Annotated in this window: 12 protein-coding genes; 8 read left to right on the top strand and 4 right to left on the bottom strand. The window is 73.0% G+C overall.

What is annotated here, in order from left to right; translation table 11 throughout:
• Positions 1 to 48 precede the first annotated feature (48 nt).
• From DKT68_RS23820 to DKT68_RS23810, 3 genes are read left to right on the top strand one after another with little or no spacing between them, the layout of a single operon-like run.
• Complete coding sequence (locus DKT68_RS23820; RefSeq protein ID WP_109819623.1) at positions 49 to 585, top strand: PadR family transcriptional regulator; 537 nt, start codon at positions 49 to 51, stop codon at positions 583 to 585.
• Positions 582 to 1,283 (top strand): ABC transporter ATP-binding protein, encoded by a 702-nt coding sequence (locus DKT68_RS23815; RefSeq protein ID WP_109819622.1) that lies wholly within the window; start codon positions 582 to 584, stop codon positions 1,281 to 1,283. The genes DKT68_RS23820 and DKT68_RS23815 overlap by 4 nt, the downstream gene beginning before the upstream one ends.
• The gene (locus DKT68_RS23810) at positions 1,280 to 2,812 is read left to right on the top strand and encodes an FtsX-like permease family protein (protein ID WP_109819621.1); all 1,533 of its coding nucleotides are present in this window, start codon (positions 1,280 to 1,282) and stop codon (positions 2,810 to 2,812) included. Before DKT68_RS23815 ends, DKT68_RS23810 begins: the two co-directional genes overlap by 4 nt.
• Positions 2,813 to 2,844: 32 nt before the next feature.
• On the opposite strand, the gene DKT68_RS23805 is transcribed toward DKT68_RS23810, so the two are convergent.
• Complete coding sequence (locus DKT68_RS23805; protein WP_109819620.1) at positions 2,845 to 3,027, bottom strand: hypothetical protein; 183 nt, start codon at positions 3,025 to 3,027, stop codon at positions 2,845 to 2,847.
• Between the two features lie 142 nt (positions 3,028 to 3,169).
• Complete coding sequence (locus DKT68_RS23800; protein ID WP_109819619.1) at positions 3,170 to 5,266, bottom strand: S9 family peptidase; 2,097 nt, start codon at positions 5,264 to 5,266, stop codon at positions 3,170 to 3,172.
• A gap of 95 nt (positions 5,267 to 5,361) precedes the next feature.
• On the opposite strand from DKT68_RS23800, the gene DKT68_RS23795 reads away from it, so the two are divergent.
• The gene (locus DKT68_RS23795) at positions 5,362 to 6,720 is read left to right on the top strand and encodes an FAD-binding oxidoreductase (protein ID WP_109819618.1); all 1,359 of its coding nucleotides are present in this window, start codon (positions 5,362 to 5,364) and stop codon (positions 6,718 to 6,720) included.
• Between the two features lie 144 nt (positions 6,721 to 6,864).
• Here DKT68_RS23795 and DKT68_RS23790 read toward each other — a convergent pair whose 3' ends face one another.
• Positions 6,865 to 8,940 carry a SpoIIE family protein phosphatase gene (locus DKT68_RS23790; protein ID WP_109819617.1) on the bottom strand — a complete coding sequence of 692 codons (2,076 nt, stop codon included), beginning with the start codon at positions 8,938 to 8,940 and terminating at the stop codon, positions 6,865 to 6,867.
• 301 nt (positions 8,941 to 9,241) lie between these two features.
• Here DKT68_RS23790 and DKT68_RS23785 point away from each other — a divergent pair, with 301 nt between their 5' ends.
• Positions 9,242 to 13,609, top strand: coding sequence for a HAMP domain-containing protein (locus DKT68_RS23785; RefSeq protein WP_109819624.1), 4,368 nt, complete (start codon positions 9,242 to 9,244; stop codon positions 13,607 to 13,609).
• Entirely contained in the window at positions 13,606 to 14,160 is a 555-nt protein-coding gene (locus DKT68_RS23780) for a response regulator (protein WP_109819616.1), read from the top strand. Before DKT68_RS23785 ends, DKT68_RS23780 begins: the two co-directional genes overlap by 4 nt.
• A gap of 13 nt (positions 14,161 to 14,173) precedes the next feature.
• Here the strand turns inward: DKT68_RS23780 and DKT68_RS23775 are convergent, their stop codons facing one another.
• A complete protein-coding gene (locus tag DKT68_RS23775; protein WP_109819615.1) occupies positions 14,174 to 14,671 on the bottom strand; it encodes a GbsR/MarR family transcriptional regulator in 498 nt (165 codons plus the stop codon).
• 91 nt (positions 14,672 to 14,762) lie between these two features.
• Between DKT68_RS23775 and DKT68_RS23770 the strand changes: the two genes are divergently transcribed.
• Together DKT68_RS23770 and DKT68_RS23765 are read left to right on the top strand one after the other, a co-directional pair.
• On the top strand, positions 14,763 to 15,662 hold the full coding sequence (locus DKT68_RS23770) for an ABC transporter ATP-binding protein (protein WP_109819614.1): 900 nt from the start codon (positions 14,763 to 14,765) through the stop codon (positions 15,660 to 15,662).
• Entirely contained in the window at positions 15,659 to 17,272 is a 1,614-nt protein-coding gene (locus tag DKT68_RS23765; RefSeq protein ID WP_109819613.1) for an ABC transporter permease, read from the top strand. Before DKT68_RS23770 ends, DKT68_RS23765 begins: the two co-directional genes overlap by 4 nt.
• The last annotated feature ends 70 nt before the right edge of the window (positions 17,273 to 17,342 follow it).

The following is a 17,342-nucleotide window of genomic DNA, read 5'->3' as shown; positions in this document are numbered from 1 at the left end:
GTGGGGTGGTGGTTGACACGGGTATTCGCTGAGTGAATAGTGGGGGGCGTGTCGACGCCGCATGTTCTGCTCGGGCTGCTCGCCGGTGGCAGCCGGCACGGTTACGAGCTCAAGCGTGCGCATGACGAGCGGCTGCCCCGGGCTCGGCCCCTGGCCTTCGGGCAGGTCTACGCCACCCTCGGTCGGCTGCAACGCGACGGCCTGGTGGCCGCCACCGGCCAGGACCGGGCGGCCGGGCCGGACCGCACGGCGTACGCGCTGACCGGCGAGGGCCGGGCCGCGCTGGACCTCTGGCTGTCCACGGTGGAGCCACCGATGCCGTACGTGGCCAGCACGCTCTTCGCCAAGGTCGTCGTGGCGCTGCTGGTCGCCGACGCCGAACGGGCCCGGTCCTACCTGATCGCCCAGCGCGGCGCGCACACCGCGCGGCTGCGCGAGTTGACCGCGGCCAAGGCTGATTCGGCCGCCGCCCTCAGCGATGTGGTCGCGGCGGACTTCGCGATCGCCCACCTCGACGCGGACCTGCGGTGGCTGCACACCACGCTGGACCGGGTCGCCGACTGGCACCGGGAGGTGCACGCGTGACGCAACTCCAGGCTCGCGGCGTGGTTCGGGCGTACGGCCCGACACCCGCGCTACGCGGCGTGACGCTCGACGTGTCCGAGGGCGAGATCGTCGCCGTCACCGGTCCGAGCGGCTGCGGCAAGTCGACCCTGCTGCACTGTCTGGCCGGCATTCTCCGGCCGGACGCCGGTGAGGTCACCTGGCGCGGTCATCGGATCGACACCTGGTCGGAGGCGGCCCGGTCCCGGCTGCGGCGCACCGAGTTCGGTGTGTTGTTCCAGTTCGGCCAGCTGGTGGCCGAGCTGACGGCGGCGGAGAACGTCGCGCTGCCCCTGCTCCTCGCCGGCACGGGGCGGCGAGAGGCACGGACGGCGGCGCTCACCTGGCTGGAGCGGTTCGGGGTGGCCGAGCTGGCCGACCTGCGGCCCGGCGAGATGTCCGGCGGGCAGCAGCAGCGCTGCGCGACCGCTCGGGCCCTGGTCACCGAGCCTCGGGTGCTCTTCGCGGACGAGCCGACCGGCGCGCTGGACACGCTCACGGGTGAACAGGTGCTCACCCAGCTGGTCCGGCTCGCCCGCGAGCAACGCACCGCTGTCGTGCTGGTCACCCACGAGCCGCGGATCGCCGCGTACGCCGATCGGGAGATCGTGCTGCGCGACGGCCTGGTGGACCACACCGGCCTGGGGCTCGACGCGCCGCTGGCCGGCGGCACCCGGTGAGGCCGGCGACGCTGGTCCGGCTCGCGCTCGCCGGCACCCGCACCGACACCGCCCGGGTGGTGCTCACCGCGCTCAGCGCCCTGCTGGCGACCCTGGCGGGGCTGGCGGCGCTCACCGTGCTGGCCATCCCGACTCCAGCGGCGACCGACGGCAACGCCAACCGCTGGTCGGAGCAGTACCGCAGCGGGCTGCTCGTCGAGCCGGGGTTGCGTGGCGGGACGGCGTTCGCGCTGCTGATGCTGACCATCCCGGTGTTGGCGTTGGCCGGCCAGTGCGCCCGGCTCGGCGCGCCCAGCCGGGACCGCCGGCTGGCCGCGCTCCGACTCGCTGGCACCACCCCCGGCCAGGTCACCAGGCTGGTGATGCTGGAGACCGGCCTGGCCGGCCTGCTCGGCACGCTCGTCGGCCTCGGCGCCTACCTGGGCGGCCGGGAGTTGCTGCACCGGCCGGACGAACAGGGCCGGCTGGCCCTGCCCACCGACGTGCTGCCGTCGACCGGCGCCCTGGCCGCGGTGGTGCTGGGTCTACCGGTGATCGCGGCGCTGGCCACCGCCCTGATGCTGCGCACGGTCACCACCAGCCCGCTCGGGGTGAGCCGCAAGGCCGCCCGGGAGCGTGGTCCGCGCCCCTGGGCGGGGCTGTTGATCGGGCTGGGCCTGGTCTCCTTCGCGGCGGTCCGTCCGGTGCTGTACCAACTCGACGGCAACGACCAGATGCTGGTCCGGCTGGTGCCGCTGCTGCTCCTGGCGGGGGGCCTCGCGGCGATGATCGGGGTGGTGATCGGCACCGGTTGGATCTCGTACACCTGCGGTCGGCTGTTGCGCCGGCACGCCCGCCGTCCCCCGGCGCTGCTCGCCGCGGGTCGACTGATGGCCGATCCCTGGGCGGGCAGCCGGACGTTCGCCGCGCTGCTGGCCGCCGTGATCTTCGGCGCCGGAGCCGCCGGCCAGCGCGCCTACTTCACCGCCCAGGACGAGCTGGACCGGGAGCAGAACCGACTCGTCGGCGTGGACTCGGGCGCGGACCCGTTCTACCTGTCCACCATGGATCTGGTCGACGCGGCGGTCGCGGTGGCCGTGCTGATCGCGGCGGGCGGGTTGATCGTCGCGCTGGTCGAGGGGATCGTCGCCCGCCGCCGCGCCTACGCCGCACTGGTCGCCACCGGGGTGCCCCGCGCCGCCCTGAGCCGTTCCGTGGCCTGGCAGGCGCTGGCCCCCGCGGTGCCGGCGATCCTGCTCGCCCTGACCGTGGGGACACTGCTGGGCCGGGGCCTGTTCGGACGGGTGACGGCGGGCGGGTCGTCGATGGAGGTCTGCGACGCCGGGGCATCCCTCTGCGATGATCCGGCCACCCGCGAGCAGTACACCCGCCTCGTGCAGACGCCGCCGGTCGAGCGGGCTCTGGAGGTGCCGCTGGAGCAGTTGGCCTGGCTCGGCGCCGGCGCGTTGGCGGCGGTGCTGGTGACGGTCGGCGTCGGCCTGCTCTTCCTGCGGGTCAGCACGGCGGTGGAGGAGCTGCGGACGACCTGAGCCCGCCATCGGTGGCGCCACGGCGCGGCCGGTCAGGTCGGGTTGTGGAAGAGGCCGGCGGACCAGGAGATGAGCAGGCCGACGGCGGCGGAGCAGCAGCAGACCAGCAGGGCGGCGGCCACGACCGCCAGGATCAGCCAGGCGGACGGGCGCCGGGCAGCGCCCGGCGGCGTGCCGGTTCCCGACCCGTCCCGTTCCCCGGCCTCGTCGCTCATCCCGAAATCCTAGGCCGCCCGTGGCGAGCGAGCGGCCGCGTGACCCGGGCAGGAACCAGGAAGTAGTGGCCTCGACCGTCCGTCGAGGCCACTACATCCGTGTTGTAGTGCGATCTTGCTGGCGCGCGGACGCCGGTACCCGTCAGGCGTGGCCGAGGCGGTCCAGGATCCAGGCGTTGATGAACGCCTCCTCGCGCCAGGCGTCGTAGCGGCCGCTCGGACCACCGTGCCCGGCGCCCATCTCGGTCTTGAGCAGGTAGTCGCCGCCCGGGGCGACCGCGCGGAGCCGGGCGATCCACTTCGCCGGCTCGGAGTAGAGCACCCGGGTGTCGTTGAGGCTGGTCACCGCGAGGATCGCCGGGTAGTCCACCGGCGCCACGTTCTCGTACGGCGTGTAGGACTTCATGTACGCGTACACCTCGGGGTCCTCCAGCGGGTTGCCCCACTCCTCCCACTCGGTGACGGTCAGCGGCAGCGACGGGTCGAGGATCGAGGTGAGCGCGTCCACGAACGGCACCTGCGCGACGATCCCGGCGAACGCGTCCGGGGCGAGGTTGGCTACCGCGCCCATCAGCAGGCCGCCGGCCGAGGCGCCCCGGGCGACCAACCGGTCGCTGGCCGTCCAGCCGGCCTTGACCAGGTGGCGGGCGCAGGCGACGAAGTCGGTGAAGGTGTTCTTCTTGGCCAGCAGCTTGCCCTGGTCGTACCAGCGCCGGCCCAGCTCGCCACCGCCCCGGGTGTGCGCCACCGCGAAGACCACACCCCGGTCCAGCAGCGACAGTCGGGCCACCGAGAACCACGGGTCCATGCTGGCCTCGTACGAGCCGTAGCCGTACAGCTCGCAGGGGGCCGAGCCGTCCCGGGGCGTGCCGACGCGGCAGACCAGCGAGATCGGCACCCGGGTGCCGTCGTCGGCGAGCGCCCAGTCGCGGTGCTGCTCGTACTCGGCCGGGTCGTACGGCCGCCCGTCCGGCCCGGGCAGCACCGGCTTCTGCCGGCGCAGCACCATCTGCCGGGTGACCATGTCGTAGTCGTACACGGAGTCGGGGGTGACCAGCGAGGAGTAGCGCAGCCGGACCTGCCCGGTGCGGTACTCGGGGTTGGCGTCCAACCCGACGCTGTACAGCGGCTCCGGGAAGTCGATGTCGTGCTCGTCGCCGCCGCCGACCGGCAGCACCCGCAGCCCGGTGAGCCCCTCGGTGCGCAGCGACACCACCAGGTGGTTCGCGAAGGCGTCCACCGCCTCCAGCCGGGTGCCGGGGCTGTGCTCGATCAGCGGCACCCAGTCGCCCGGCGTGTCCGCCGAGGTGAACGCCAGCGCGAAGTCCTCCGCGCCGTCGTTGTGCAGGATCAGGAAGCGGTGGCCGTGGTGCTCCACCGTGTACTCGACGCCCTGCCGGCGGGGCGCGATCACGGCCGGCGCGCCGGTCGGATTGTTGGCCGGGATGACCAGCACCTCGCTGGTGACCTTGCTGTGGACGTCGATCAGGACGAACTTCTCCGACCGGGTCAGCTCCACGCCCACCCAGAACCGCTCGTCGTCCTCCTGGTGGACCACCACGTCGTCGGCGGCGGCCGAGCCGATGGTGTGCCGCCAGACCCGGTTCGGTCGCCAGGCGTCGTCGACCGTCACGTAGAACAGCACCGAGGCGTCCGCCGACCAGGCGGTGCCGTAGAAGGTGTCCGGGACCTCGTCGGGCAGCAGCTCGCCGGTGGTCAGGTCCTTCACCCGCAGGGTGAACCGCTCGTCGCCGGAGAAGTCGGTGGAGTAGGCCAGCCAGCGCCCGTCCGGGCTGACGTCGAACGCGCCCAGCGAGAAGAAGTCGTGCCCCTCGGCCAGCAGGTTGCCGTCGAGCAGCACCTCCTCGCCGTCGAGCGGGGCGCCGTCCGCGCTGACCGGCGGCTCGGTCTCGGCGTCGCGGACCGCGCGCCGGCAGTGCACCCCGTACTGCTGGCCCTCCACCGTCCGCGTGTAGTACCAGTGCCCGCCCTTGCGGGCCGGCACGGACAGGTCGGTCTCCCTGGTGCGCTGCCGGGTCTCCTCGAACAGCTCCGTGCGCAGCGCGGCCAGGTGCGCCGTGCGCTCCTCGGTGTACGCGTTCTCGGCGGTCAGGTAGGCGATCGTCTCCGGGTCGTCCTTGACGGCGAGCCAGGAGTACTCGTCGATGACGGTGTCGCCGTGGTGGGTGCGCTCGGCGGGCACCCGCTTCGCCGCGGGCGGGGCAGTCTCGGTGGTCACGGCGCCACGTTACCGGCCGGCCCGCTCCGCGCGCCGGACCAGCGGCATCCCGATATCCGCCACCACGCCATTCGAACACATGTACGATTGCCGGCATGGCTGCAGCAGCGAGTTCCCTCGGCCGGTCCCGAGCCCTCGAGATCACCCGACGACTGACGGCGATCTGCGGTCCGCCGTTCGCCCGGCTCGCCGGTCCGGCCGACGAGGTGGCCGGGCGGCCGGCGCGGTGGGTGGCGGTGCCGGGTGGTCCGCACGCCGCGGCCGAGGTGTTGCGGCTGGCTGCCACGCACGACCTGGCGGTGGTGCCCCGGGGCGCCGGCACCAAGATCGACTGGGGCGCCGCGCCGGTGCAGGTCGACATCATGCTCGACACCGGTCGGCTGGCCGGCATCGGTCACGAGTCGGTCGGCGCGCCGGTCGCCGACGTCGGCGCCGGCACCCCGCTGCGGGCGGTGCAGGCCACTCTGGAGCGCACCGGGCAGCGGTTGGCGATGGACGCCCCGTCACCGGGGGCGACCCTGGGTGGGGTGCTCGCTGCCGGTGAGGCCGGCCCGCTGCGGCACCGCCACGGCAGCCCGTGCGACCAGCTCCTCGGCGTCCGCTATCTCGGCGCGGACGGCGAGCTGGTCAGCGCCGGCGGCGGAGCGCCCGGGCTCGACCTGGCCCGGCTGCTCTGCGGATCGCAGGGCGCGCTCGGCGTGCTGGTCTCGGCGAGCCTGCGGGTGCAGCCGGCGCCGGCCAGCCGACTCTGGGTGTCCCGGCCGGTGTGGACACCGCTGGAGGTGCACGACCTGGTCCGGACGATCCTCGCCGCCCGGCTGGACCCGGCGGCCATCGAGCTGGACCTGCCGGGCGGGACGCCCCGGCCGCGCACGCCGTACCCGCCCGGCCACCCGGCCGCCACCGCGCGGGAGCGCCACCCGTCGATGTCCGGGCGAGCGGGCGCCCCGTCCCGGGCGGGGAGCCTCGTGGTGCTGCTCGAGGGCGGCCGGGCCGACGTCACGGAGCGCGCCGAGCGCCTGGTCGGCCTGTTGCACGGGGAGGCGACGATCGCGCACTCCGCGCCGCCGTGGTGGCGCCGCTACCCGTTCGCCCCCGGCGACACGGCCCTGCGCCTGGAGGTGCCGATCAGCGACCTGCACGCCGCGGTCTACGCGCTGCGCGACGCGGCCGGCGCACCGGTGCCGGTGCGCGGCTCCGCCGGGCTGGGCGTGGTGCACGCGGCGCTGCCCGGCGCGCTGACCCCCGACCGGGTGGCGTCCATCCTGGCCGCCGTCCGGGGAGTGCTGCTGGCCCGGCAGGGCCGCTGCGTCGTCGTCTCCGCCCCCGCCGCGGTCCGGCAGGCCGTCGACCTGTGGGGTGAGCTTGCCGGCCTGGCCCGACTGCGGGCCGCCAAGGAGCATCTCGATCCGCAGCACCGTCTCGCCCCCGGTCGCCTGCCCGGCGGCCTGTGACCGGGCGCGGTCAGCCGTTGTCTCCGGCGGTCAGTCCAGCCACCACCGGCGCATGTCCCGCAGCGGCGGGTGAACGGGCCACCAGCACCGTGCCAGCCGCGCCGGCCAGCAGCAGCGTCCGGGGCGCCTCGGGGCCGCCCGCGGTCAGACCGCGTCGTTGCGGAGCACCAGGATGGCGATGTCGTCCCGGGGCGGCTCGACCGAGAAGTTGATCGCGGCGGCGCGCAGCCGGGCGGCCACCACGTCCGCCGAGTACCCGGCCAGGGGCGCCGCCGCGTCGCGCAGCCGGTCGGTGCCGAACAGCTCCCGGCCGCGCCGCCGCTCGGTGACCCCGTCCGTGTAGAAGATCAGGGAGTCTCCCGGGGCGAGGGCGATCTCCGCCGTCGGCGAGGTGATCGTGTCCAGCAGGCCCAGCGCGGTGCCGCCGCTGCCGACGAACCCGGCGCCGCCCGTGCCGGCCAGCAGCACCGGCCGGTCGTGCCCGGCCAGGTGCAGCGAGACGTCCAGCCGGTCTCCGTCGCCCGGCCCGACCGCCGCCAGGGCCAGCGTGCAGTACCGGCCGCCGCCCCGCTCGACCAGCGTCTCGTTCAGCCGGGCCAGCGCCTCCGGCAGCGGCTTGCCGTCGCCGACCAGCACCCGGATCACGTCCCGGACCAGCCCGGTCACCGCGGCCGCCTGGACGCCCTTGCCCGAGACGTCGCCGATCACCACCAACCAGCGGCCGTCGGGCAGCGGCACCACGTCGTAGAAGTCGCCGCCCACCTCCGCGTCGTCGCCGGTCGGGACGTACTCGGCGGCGAAGCCGATCCCGTCCACCAGCGGCAGCACCGGCGGCAGCAGGGACTGCTGGAGCGTCTGCGCCACGCGGCGGCGCTCGGCGTGGATCCGGGCGTTCTCGATGGCCAGCGCCGCGCGGCGGGCCACGTCCTCCAGCACGCCCACCTCGTCCGGGTCGTGCCGGTGCCGCTGGTGCCGCCCCACCGCCAGGGTGCCGAGCCGCTGCCCGCGTGCGATCAACGGAACCGCGAAGCCCTCCATCGGGCCGCCCAGCGGGATCTGCGCCGCGCTGCGGGACGCCTCCCGCAGGCGGGCCTGGATCGAGTCGGGGCCGGTCTCCGCCAGCACCTTGTGCAGCTGCGGCAGCACCGACTCGTCGGCGTGACTCGCCGCGGCCAGCCGCAGCCGGCCCCACTCGTCGGTGGTGTGCACCGCGCACCACTGACCGAGTCGCGGCACCACCAGCTGCGGGATCAACGCCATGGTCAGCTCGACGTCCAGCGACTGGGCGAGCAGTTCGCTCGCCTCGGCCAGGAACGTCAGCCACGCCTGCCGGCGGACGTCGGCCCGGCGCAGCCGGTCGTTCTCCAGGTGCAGCGACAGCCGCTCGGCGGTGAGGACCGCCAGCGGCTGGGCGTACGCGGACGGCGCGGCGTCCAGCTCCAGCTCGCCCGCGTACGGGCGGTGCACCGACAGGGGCACCCGGAGCAGTTCGCTGTCGGCGCGGGGCTGCCGGCCGAAGCGGGCCAACACCTGGCGGCCCTGCCCGTCGCCCCGGTCCAGGCGGATCATGCCGCCGGCCGCGCCGACCATCTCGGCGACCCGGCTGAGCAGGCTGGTGGCGAAGTCGGGCAGCGGATCGTCCGCGTACATGTCGGGGGCGGTCTGCATGAGTTCGCTCATCGCGCTGGCGCTCGGCGCGGAGCTGTCGCCTCCGGTGCCAGGGCCGGCGCTGGCCGGCGTCGACTCGCGGCCGGTGGTGACGCCGGCCGGCGGGTCGGCTCCCGGGCGGTCCAGCCGGAACCAGACGCCCTTCCCGGTGGGCAGGTACGTGGTGCCCCAGCGGCTGGCGAAGTGGTCGACCAGCAGCAGACCCCGACCCCGCTCGGAGACCTCGTTGATCTCGGTGGCGTCGTTGCGGGCGCCGACGGTCAGCTCGTCGCCCGATCCGGGCGCGAAGTCGGAGACGGTCACGGACAGCCCGATCTCGTCCGCGACGACCTCGATGTCCAGCTCGGTCTGGGCGTGCTCGACGGCGTTGGTGGTCAGCTCCGTGGTGAGCAGCAGCGCCTCGTTGGCCAGTTCGTCCAGGTGCGCCTCGGTCAGCACCGAGCGGACGACGGCGCGCGCGGCGGCGGGCGTACGGCGGTCGGCGGGCAGGCGGACACGCCGGACCGCCCCGTTCCGGGCCCCGGCCGTCGCGGGCCCCGCCTCGGCTGACACCCCCGTATCCTCCACCGTCCCCCCACCGGGTGCCAAGCCGATCGACCATCGCGCGGCGGGCACGTCCGCCCGTACGGCTGAACTCTTCGCCCGGTTGCGGCCATAGGCACGGTCCGGCGTGGTCCGGCACCCGGGCGAGGTGTCCGCCCGCTCGTGTCGGATCAGGCCCCATCGAGCGGATCGCCGGGCCGAACGGGGCAGACCGGCGGGTCGCGAACCCTGGCACTGCGCGGCGCGCGGGCACAATATGGGGTGCCGGCGTGTCCGCACGGACCGGCGTCCCCGAGTTGAGCGAGGAATGATGACCACGGCGAAGCAGTCGGTGGCGGATCCGTCCGCGTCCGACCACGAGGCGCTCCTCGGTGAGTTGACCGAGGCGCTGCGACGGGTCCGTCACGGCGACCTGAAGGTCCGGCTACCGCGCCGGGCCGGTGCGGGCGGCGAGGTGGCGGACGCCTTCAACGAGGTGGTCTCGCTTCAGGAGCGGCAGTACCTGGACCTGCGGCGGATCAGCCGGATCGTCGGTCGGGACGGCCGGCTCACGGAGCGGCTCGACGACGAGGGGCTGGACGGCTCGTGGGCGGAGGGGCAGCGGGCGATCAACTCGCTGATCGACGACCTGGGCCGACCGACCACCGAGATCGCCCGCGTCATCGTGGCGGTCGCGGACGGCGATCTGTCCCAGCAGATGGCGCTGGAGATCGACGGCCGGCCGCTGCGCGGTGAGTACCTGCGCATCGGGCGCACGGTGAACACGATGGTCGACCAGCTCTCGTCGTTCTCGAACGAGGTGACCCGGGTGGCCCGCGAGGTGGGCACCGAGGGCAAGCTGGGCGGCCAGGCCGACGTCCGGGGCGTCGCGGGCACCTGGAAGGACCTCACCGACTCGGTCAACACCATGGCCTCGAACCTCACCTACCAGGTGCGGTCGATCTCCCAGGTGTCCACCGCGGTGGCGAAGGGCGACCTGTCGCAGAAGATCACCGTGTCGGCCAAGGGCGAGGTCGCCGAGCTGGCGCATACCATCAACTACCTCACCGACACGCTGCGGCTCTTCGCCGAGCAGGTGACCCGGGTGGCCCGGGAGGTGGGCACCGAGGGCAAGCTGGGCGGCCAGGCCGAGGTGCCGAACGTGGCCGGCACCTGGAAGGACCTCACCGACAGCGTCAACTCGATGGCGTCGAACCTGACCGCCCAGGTCCGCAACATCGCCCAGGTGTCCACGGCCGTCGCGCGGGGTGACCTGTCGCAGAAGATCACGGTGGCGGCGCAGGGCGAGATTCTGGAGCTGAAGGACACCGTCAACACGATGGTGGACCAGTTGTCGTCGTTCGCCGACGAGGTGACCCGGGTGGCCCGCGAGGTCGGCATCGAGGGCAAGCTGGGCGGCCAGGCCCAGGTCCGTGGGGTCTCCGGCACCTGGCGCGACCTCACCGAGAACGTCAACCAGCTGGCCGGCAACCTGACCAGCCAGGTCCGCAACATCTCCCAGGTCTCCACCGCCGTGGCGAAGGGTGACCTGTCGCAGAAGATCACCGTGGACGCCCAGGGCGAGATCCTGGAGCTGAAGAACACCGTCAACACGATGGTGGACCAGTTGTCGTCGTTCGCCGACGAGGTGACCCGGGTGGCCCGCGAGGTGGGCACCGAGGGCAACCTGGGCGGTCAGGCGCAGGTGAAGGGTGTCTCCGGCACCTGGCGCGACCTGACCGACAACGTGAACTCGATGGCGTCGAACCTGACCAGTCAGGTCCGCAACATCGCCTCGGTGACCACGGCAGTGGCGAAGGGTGACCTGTCGCAGAAGATCACGGTGGACGCCCGGGGCGAGATCCTGGAGCTGAAGTCCACGGTGAACACGATGGTGGACCAGTTGTCGTCGTTCGCCGACGAGGTGACCCGGGTGGCCCGCGAGGTCGGCACCGAGGGCAAGCTCGGTGGCCAGGCCCAGGTCCGTGGGGTCGCCGGCACCTGGCGCGACCTGACCGACAACGTCAACTCGATGGCGTCGAACCTGACCGCCCAGGTGCGGAACATCGCCCAGGTCTCCACGGCGGTGGCGAAGGGTGACCTGTCGCAGAAGATCACCGTGGACGCCCGGGGTGAGATCCTGGAGCTGAAGTCCACGGTGAACACGATGGTGGACCAGTTGTCGTCGTTCGCCGACGAGGTGACCCGGGTGGCCCGTGAGGTGGGCACCGAGGGCAAGCTGGGCGGTCAGGCGCAGGTGAAGGGTGTCTCCGGCACCTGGCGCGACCTCACCGACAACGTCAACTCGATGGCGTCGAACCTCACCGGCCAGGTCCGCAACATCGCCTCGGTGACCACGGCGGTGGCGAAGGGCGACCTGAGCCAGAAGATCACCGTGGACGCGCAGGGTGAGATCCTGGAGCTGAAGTCCACGGTCAACACGATGGTCGACCAGCTCTCGTCGTTCGCCGACGAGGTGACCCGGGTGGCCCGCGAGGTCGGCATCGAGGGCAAGCTGGGCGGTCAGGCGCAGGTGAAGGGCGTCTCCGGCACCTGGCGCGACCTCACCGAGAACGTCAACCAGCTCGCCTCGACGCTGACCACCCAGCTGCGGGCCATCGCCCAGGTGTCCACGTCGGTGACCCGCGGTGACCTGACCCAGCGGATCGCGGTCAAGGCGCAGGGCGAGGTCGCCGAGCTGAAGGACAACATCAACCAGATGATCGTCACCCTCCGGGAGACGACCAAGAAGAACGCCGAGCAGGGCTGGCTGGACTCGAACCTGGCCCGGATCGGCGGCCTGTTGCAGGGCCAGCGGGACCTGGGCGAGGTCTGCCGCATGATCATGACGGAGGTCACCCCGCTGGTCGACGCCCAGCTCGGCGCCTTCTTCCTGGCCGACGACGCCGACGGCAGCATGCGGCTGAAGTTGACCTCCTCCTACGGGTACGTGGCGCGGGGGCACGACGTCACGTTCGGGCCGGGCGAGGGGCTGGTCGGGCAGACCGCGCTCTCGCGCCGGACGATCCGCGTCAGCGCCGCACCGAACAGCCGGCTCACGCTGCGCTCCGGCCTGGCCGAGACGCCCCCGTCCGACCTGGTGGTGCTCCCCGTGCTGTTCGAGGGGGAGCTGCTCGGGGTGATCGAGTTCGCCAGCGTGGCGGCCTTCTCCGAGCTGCACCTGTCGTTCCTGGAGCGGCTGGTGCTCACCATCGGCATCGCGGTCAACACCATCCAGGCCAACCGGCGTACGGAGGAGCTGCTGGCCCAGTCGCAGCGGCTGGCGCACGAGCTCCAGGAGCAGTCCGCGGAGTTGCAGCGCACCAACGCCGAGCTGGAGGAGAAGGCCACCCTGCTCTCCGAGCAGAAGGGCAACATCGAGACGAAGAACCGGGAGATCGAGCTGGCCCGGCTCGGCCTGGAGGAGAAGGCGCAGCAGCTCACGCGGGCCTCGGCGTACAAGTCGGAGTTCCTGGCCAACATGAGCCACGAGCTGCGGACGCCGCTGAACTCGTTGCTGCTGCTGGCCCGGTTGCTGGCCGAGAACTCGGAGCAGAACCTGAACCCGAAGCAGATCGAGTTCGCCCGGACCATCCACAGCGCCGGCTCGGACCTGCTGTCGCTGATCGACGACATCCTGGACCTGTCCAAGATCGAGGCGGGTCGGATGGACGTCGAGCCGACCGAGATCCGCTTTGCCGAGATCCGCGGCTACGTCGAGCAGGCGTTCGCGCCGCAGGCCGAGGAGAAGGGCCTGGACTTCCAGGTACGGGTGAGCAAGGACCTGCCGCCGGCCCTGGTCACCGACGCGCAGCGGTTGCAGCAGATCCTGCGCAACCTGCTCTCCAACGCGGTGAAGTTCACCGACAACGGCGCGGTGACGCTGCGGATCGCCCCGGCGGCGGAGAACGCGGTCTTCGACGTGCCGGCGTTGACCAACGCGCAGCAGGTGATCGCGTTCACCGTGATCGACACCGGGATCGGCATCTCCGACGACAAACTGTCGATCATCTTCGAGGCGTTCCAGCAGGCGGACGGGACCACCAGCCGCCGTTACGGCGGCACCGGTCTGGGCCTGTCCATCAGCCGGGACCTGGCTCGGCTGATCGGCGGCACGATCACGGTGTCGTCGGCGCCCGGGCAGGGTTCGACCTTCACCCTGTTCGTGCCGCACGTGCTGGCCCCGGACGCGGTGGTCGCGCCCCAGCCGCCGTCCCCGCAGCGTGCCGGCCTGCCGTCGTCGCTGCTGATGCCGCCGCTGGAGCTGCTGCCGCAGCGGCCGGAGGCGCCGGCCACCCGTCAGCTCGACGGTTCCACCGTGCTGATCGTGGACGACGACGTGCGAAACGTCTTCGCGCTGACCAGCGCGTTGGAACTGCACGGGATGACCGTGCTGTACTCGGACAACGGGGCGGACGGTGTCCGCCTGCTGGCCGAGCACCCGGAGGTGGACATCGTCTTGATGGACGCCATGATGCCGGACCAGGACGGGTACGAGACCACCCGCCAGATTCGCCGGAACCACCGGTTCGCCGACCTGCCGGTCGTCTTCCTGACCGCGAAGGCGATGCCGGGCGACCGCGAGTCGGCGCTCGCGGCCGGGGGCAGCGACTACATCACCAAGCCGGTCGACCTGGACGACCTGATCGAGCTGATGTCGTCCTGGATCAGCGGCAGCCGGACCGAGGAGACTTCGTGACCCAGATGGCCAAGGCGCTGCTCGTGGACGACCGGCGGGAGAATCTGATGGCCCTGGAGGCGATCCTCCAGGGCCTGCCGGTCCAGTCGGTGGCGGTGGAGAGCGGCGAGGCGGCGCTCAAGCAGTTGCTGGTGGACGACTTCGCGGTGATCCTGCTGGACGCGCAGATGCCGGACATGGACGGCTTCGAGACGGCCAGCCACATCAAGCGGCGGGAGCGGACCCGGCACGTGCCGATCATCTTCCTGACCGCCGCCGACCGGGATGCCCAGCTCGCCCTTCGCGGGTACCAGGTGGGCGCGGTGGACTACCTGACCAAGCCGTTCGACCCGTGGGTGCTGCGGGCCAAGGTGTCGGTGTTCGTCGAGCTGTGGGTGAAGACCCGGCAGCTGGCCGCCCAGTCGGATCTGGTGCGGGAGCGCGACACGCAGTGGCGGCGGCTCACCGACGCGGTCGACGAGGCGACCACCCTGCTCCGCTCGGACGAGCCGGGTGCCCGGGACCGGGCGGTGGAGCTGATCGAGCAGGCCCGCTGGGGCAACACCTCCTGACGGAGGAGTGTGCTCAGGCCTCGCCGGGCCGGATGTGGCCGGTGGCGGCGCGCCGGGCCCGCCAGCGCTCGCCCAGCGAGTCGATCTCCTCCTGGACGAAGATGAAGAAGTCGCGCATCTCGGCCACCCGCTCGCCGGCCGGCGTCTGCGGGCCGTCGAGGGCGGCGACTCCGGCGTCGGCCGCGTCGATGAACGTCTTGTAGAGGGCCGTCTTGGTGATGGTCGCCTCATACCAGGGGTTGTCCGGCATCCGGTAGCGGTCCCGGCGGGACCGGGGGACCGGCTCGCGGATCAGCATGCCGAACTGGGTGAGGTAGCGGACGGCTCCGCTGACCGCCGCCGCGCTCACCCCCAGCCGCTCGCCGATCTCGGCGGCGGTCAGCGGGTCGTCGGCGCTCATCACGGTGAACAGCACCCGGGCGGCCATCCGCGGGAAACCGACCTCGGCGAAGGTCAACGCCATGCGCTCGACGAATAGGTGCACCGGGTCGTGGCTCTCGGCGGCTGCCATGGCGGTTCCTCCTGCCTGCTCGCGTGGCCCCGATGGTGCCCCGGGTCTCACAGTCTTCACAACTTTGTGAAACGAGTGTAGCTTCCGATACATGGAAACTCCCATTGAGGTTTCCGGCCTGGTCAAGACCTTCGGCCGGACCCGGGCACTGGACGGTCTGGACCTGACCGTCCGTGCTGGCGAGGTGCACGGCTTCCTCGGCCCGAACGGCGCCGGCAAATCGACCACCATCCGAGCGCTGCTCGGCCTGCTGCGGACGGACGCGGGGGCCGTCCGACTGCTCGGTGGTGACCCCTGGCGCGACGCGGTGGCCCTGCACCGCCGGCTCGCGTACGTGCCGGGCGACGTGACGCTCTGGCCCAACCTCTCCGGCGGCGAGGTCATCGACCTGCTGGGCCGGATGCGCGGCGGTCTCGACCCGGCCCGCCGGGCCGAGCTGCTCGACTCCTTCGAGCTGGACCCGCGCAAGAAGGGTCGCGCGTACTCCAAGGGCAACCGGCAGAAGGTCGGCCTGGTGGCCGCCCTCGCCTCGGACGTCGAACTCCTCATCCTGGACGAGCCGACCTCCGGCCTGGACCCGCTCATGGAGGAGGTCTTCCAGCACTGGGTCCGCCGCGCGAAGGCCGACGGTCGCACCGTGCTGCTCTCCAGCCACATCCTCGCCGAGGTGGAGGCACTCTGCGACCGGGTGACGATCATCCGCAACGGTCGGGACGTGGAGACCGGCACCCTGACCGAGCTGCGCCACCTGCGACGCACCTCCATCGAGGCCGAGCTGACCGGCCCGGTGGACGGGCTGGGCGCGCTCGCCGGCGTGCACGACCTGCGGGTGGACGGGGCCCGGGTGCGCTTCGACGTGGAGAACGCCGCGCTCGACGCCGCGCTGCGCCGGCTCACCGAGATCGGCGTACGCAGCCTGGTCAGCCAGCCGCCCACGCTGGAGGAGCTGTTCCTGCGCCACTACCAGGCCGAGCCGGCGGTGCGGTCATGAGCGCGTTCACGGGCACCCGGCACCTCGTGCGGCTGATCCTGCGCCGGGACCGGGTCGTGCTCCCGATCTGGGTCCTGCTGCTGGCCGTGCTGCCGGTCGGCTACGCCGGCACGTACGCCGAGCTGTATCCGACCGCCGCCGAGCGGGCCACGTACCTGGCCGGCACGGCGAGCAACCCGTCGATCGTCGCCCTGCTCGGCCCGGTGTACGGCCACAGTGTGGGTGCGCTCGCCGTCCAGCGGGCCGGCCTGCTGGCGTTGATCGTCGCGCTGATCAGCGTGCTCACCGTGGTCCGGCACACCCGTACCGAGGAGGAGGCCGGCCGGCGAGAGCTGCTCGGCGCCACCGTGCTGGGCCGGTACGCCGGGCTGACCGCCGCGCTGCTGGTGACGTACGCCGCGAACCTGCTGCTCGGCCTGCTCACCGCCGCCGGCCTGGTCGCGGCCGGCCTGCCCGGAGCGGGCTCGGTGCTCTTCGGGGCCGGGGTGGCGCTCACCGGCATCGCCTTCGCCACGGTCGGCGGACTGGCCGCGCAGCTCACCGAGAGCGCGGGCGGGGCGCGGGGGATCGGCCTGGGTGTGCTCGGGCTGGCGTTCGTGCTGCGGCTGGCCGGTGACGCCGGGGGCTCCGGCGGCACCGGCGGGAGCGCGGAGTGGCTGAGCTGGTTGTCCCCGCTGGGCTGGGCGGCCCGGGGCCGGGCGTTCGCCGACGAGCGTTGGTGGGTGCTGCTGCTGCCGGTGCTGTTCAGCGCGGTGATCGCGCTCGTCGCGTACCCCGTCTCGGTCCGTCGGGACCTCGGGGCCGGAGTGTTCCCGCCCCGGCTCGGCCCGGCCGTCGCCGGTCCTCGGCTGGCGGGCCCGTTCGGCCTGGCCTGGCGGCTGCACCGCGGCCAGTTGCTCGGCTGGACCGTCGGGTTCGCGCTCCTCGGCCTGGTGCTCGGCGGCGCGGCGGACGCCGCCGGCGACGCGGTGCAGGGCAACCAGCAGATCGCCGAGATCCTGGCCCGGCTCGGCGGCAGCTCCGCGCTCGCCGAGGCGTACCTCGGTGGGACGTTGAGCCTGACCGCGCTGGCCGCCGCCGGGTACGGGATCCAGGCCGCGCTGCGGGCGCGGGCGGAGGAGACCGCCGGGCGGGCCGAGCCGCTGCTCGCCACGACGGTGAGCCGAACCCGCTGGTTGGCCGCGCACCTGCTCTTCGCGCTGCTCGGCCCGGCGGTGGTGCTGGCGGCGACCGGGCTCGCCACCGGCCTGGCCTACGGCCTCAGTGTCGGCGACGTCAACCGGGAGCTGCCCCGGCTGCTCGGCGCGGGCCTCGCCCAGGTGCCGGCGGCCTGGGTGCTGGCCGGGCTGGCGGCGCTGCTGGTCGGCTGGCTACCGAAGTTCTCCGCGGGCGCCTGGGCGATCCTCGCCGGCTGCCTGCTGCTCGGTCAGCTCGGTGCGGTGCTGGAGCTGGACCAGTGGGCGCTGGACCTCTCGCCGTTCACCCACACCCCACAGGTCCTCCGCCCCGACTGGACCCCCACCCCACTGCTGGCCCTGGCCGCCGTAACGGCCGCCCTGATCGCCCTGGCCCTGCGCGCCTTCCACACCCGAGACCTCCCAACCCTCTGAGGCCCCGGCAGGCTCCCAACCCGACCCGACCCGACGCGTTGATCATGAAGTTATTGCCGACAAATGGGAC

The organism is Micromonospora acroterricola (assembly GCF_003172955.1).
Classification (GTDB): Bacteria; Actinomycetota; Actinomycetes; order Mycobacteriales; family Micromonosporaceae; genus Micromonospora; species Micromonospora acroterricola.
This window is presented reverse-complemented; position numbering and strand designations above follow the sequence as displayed.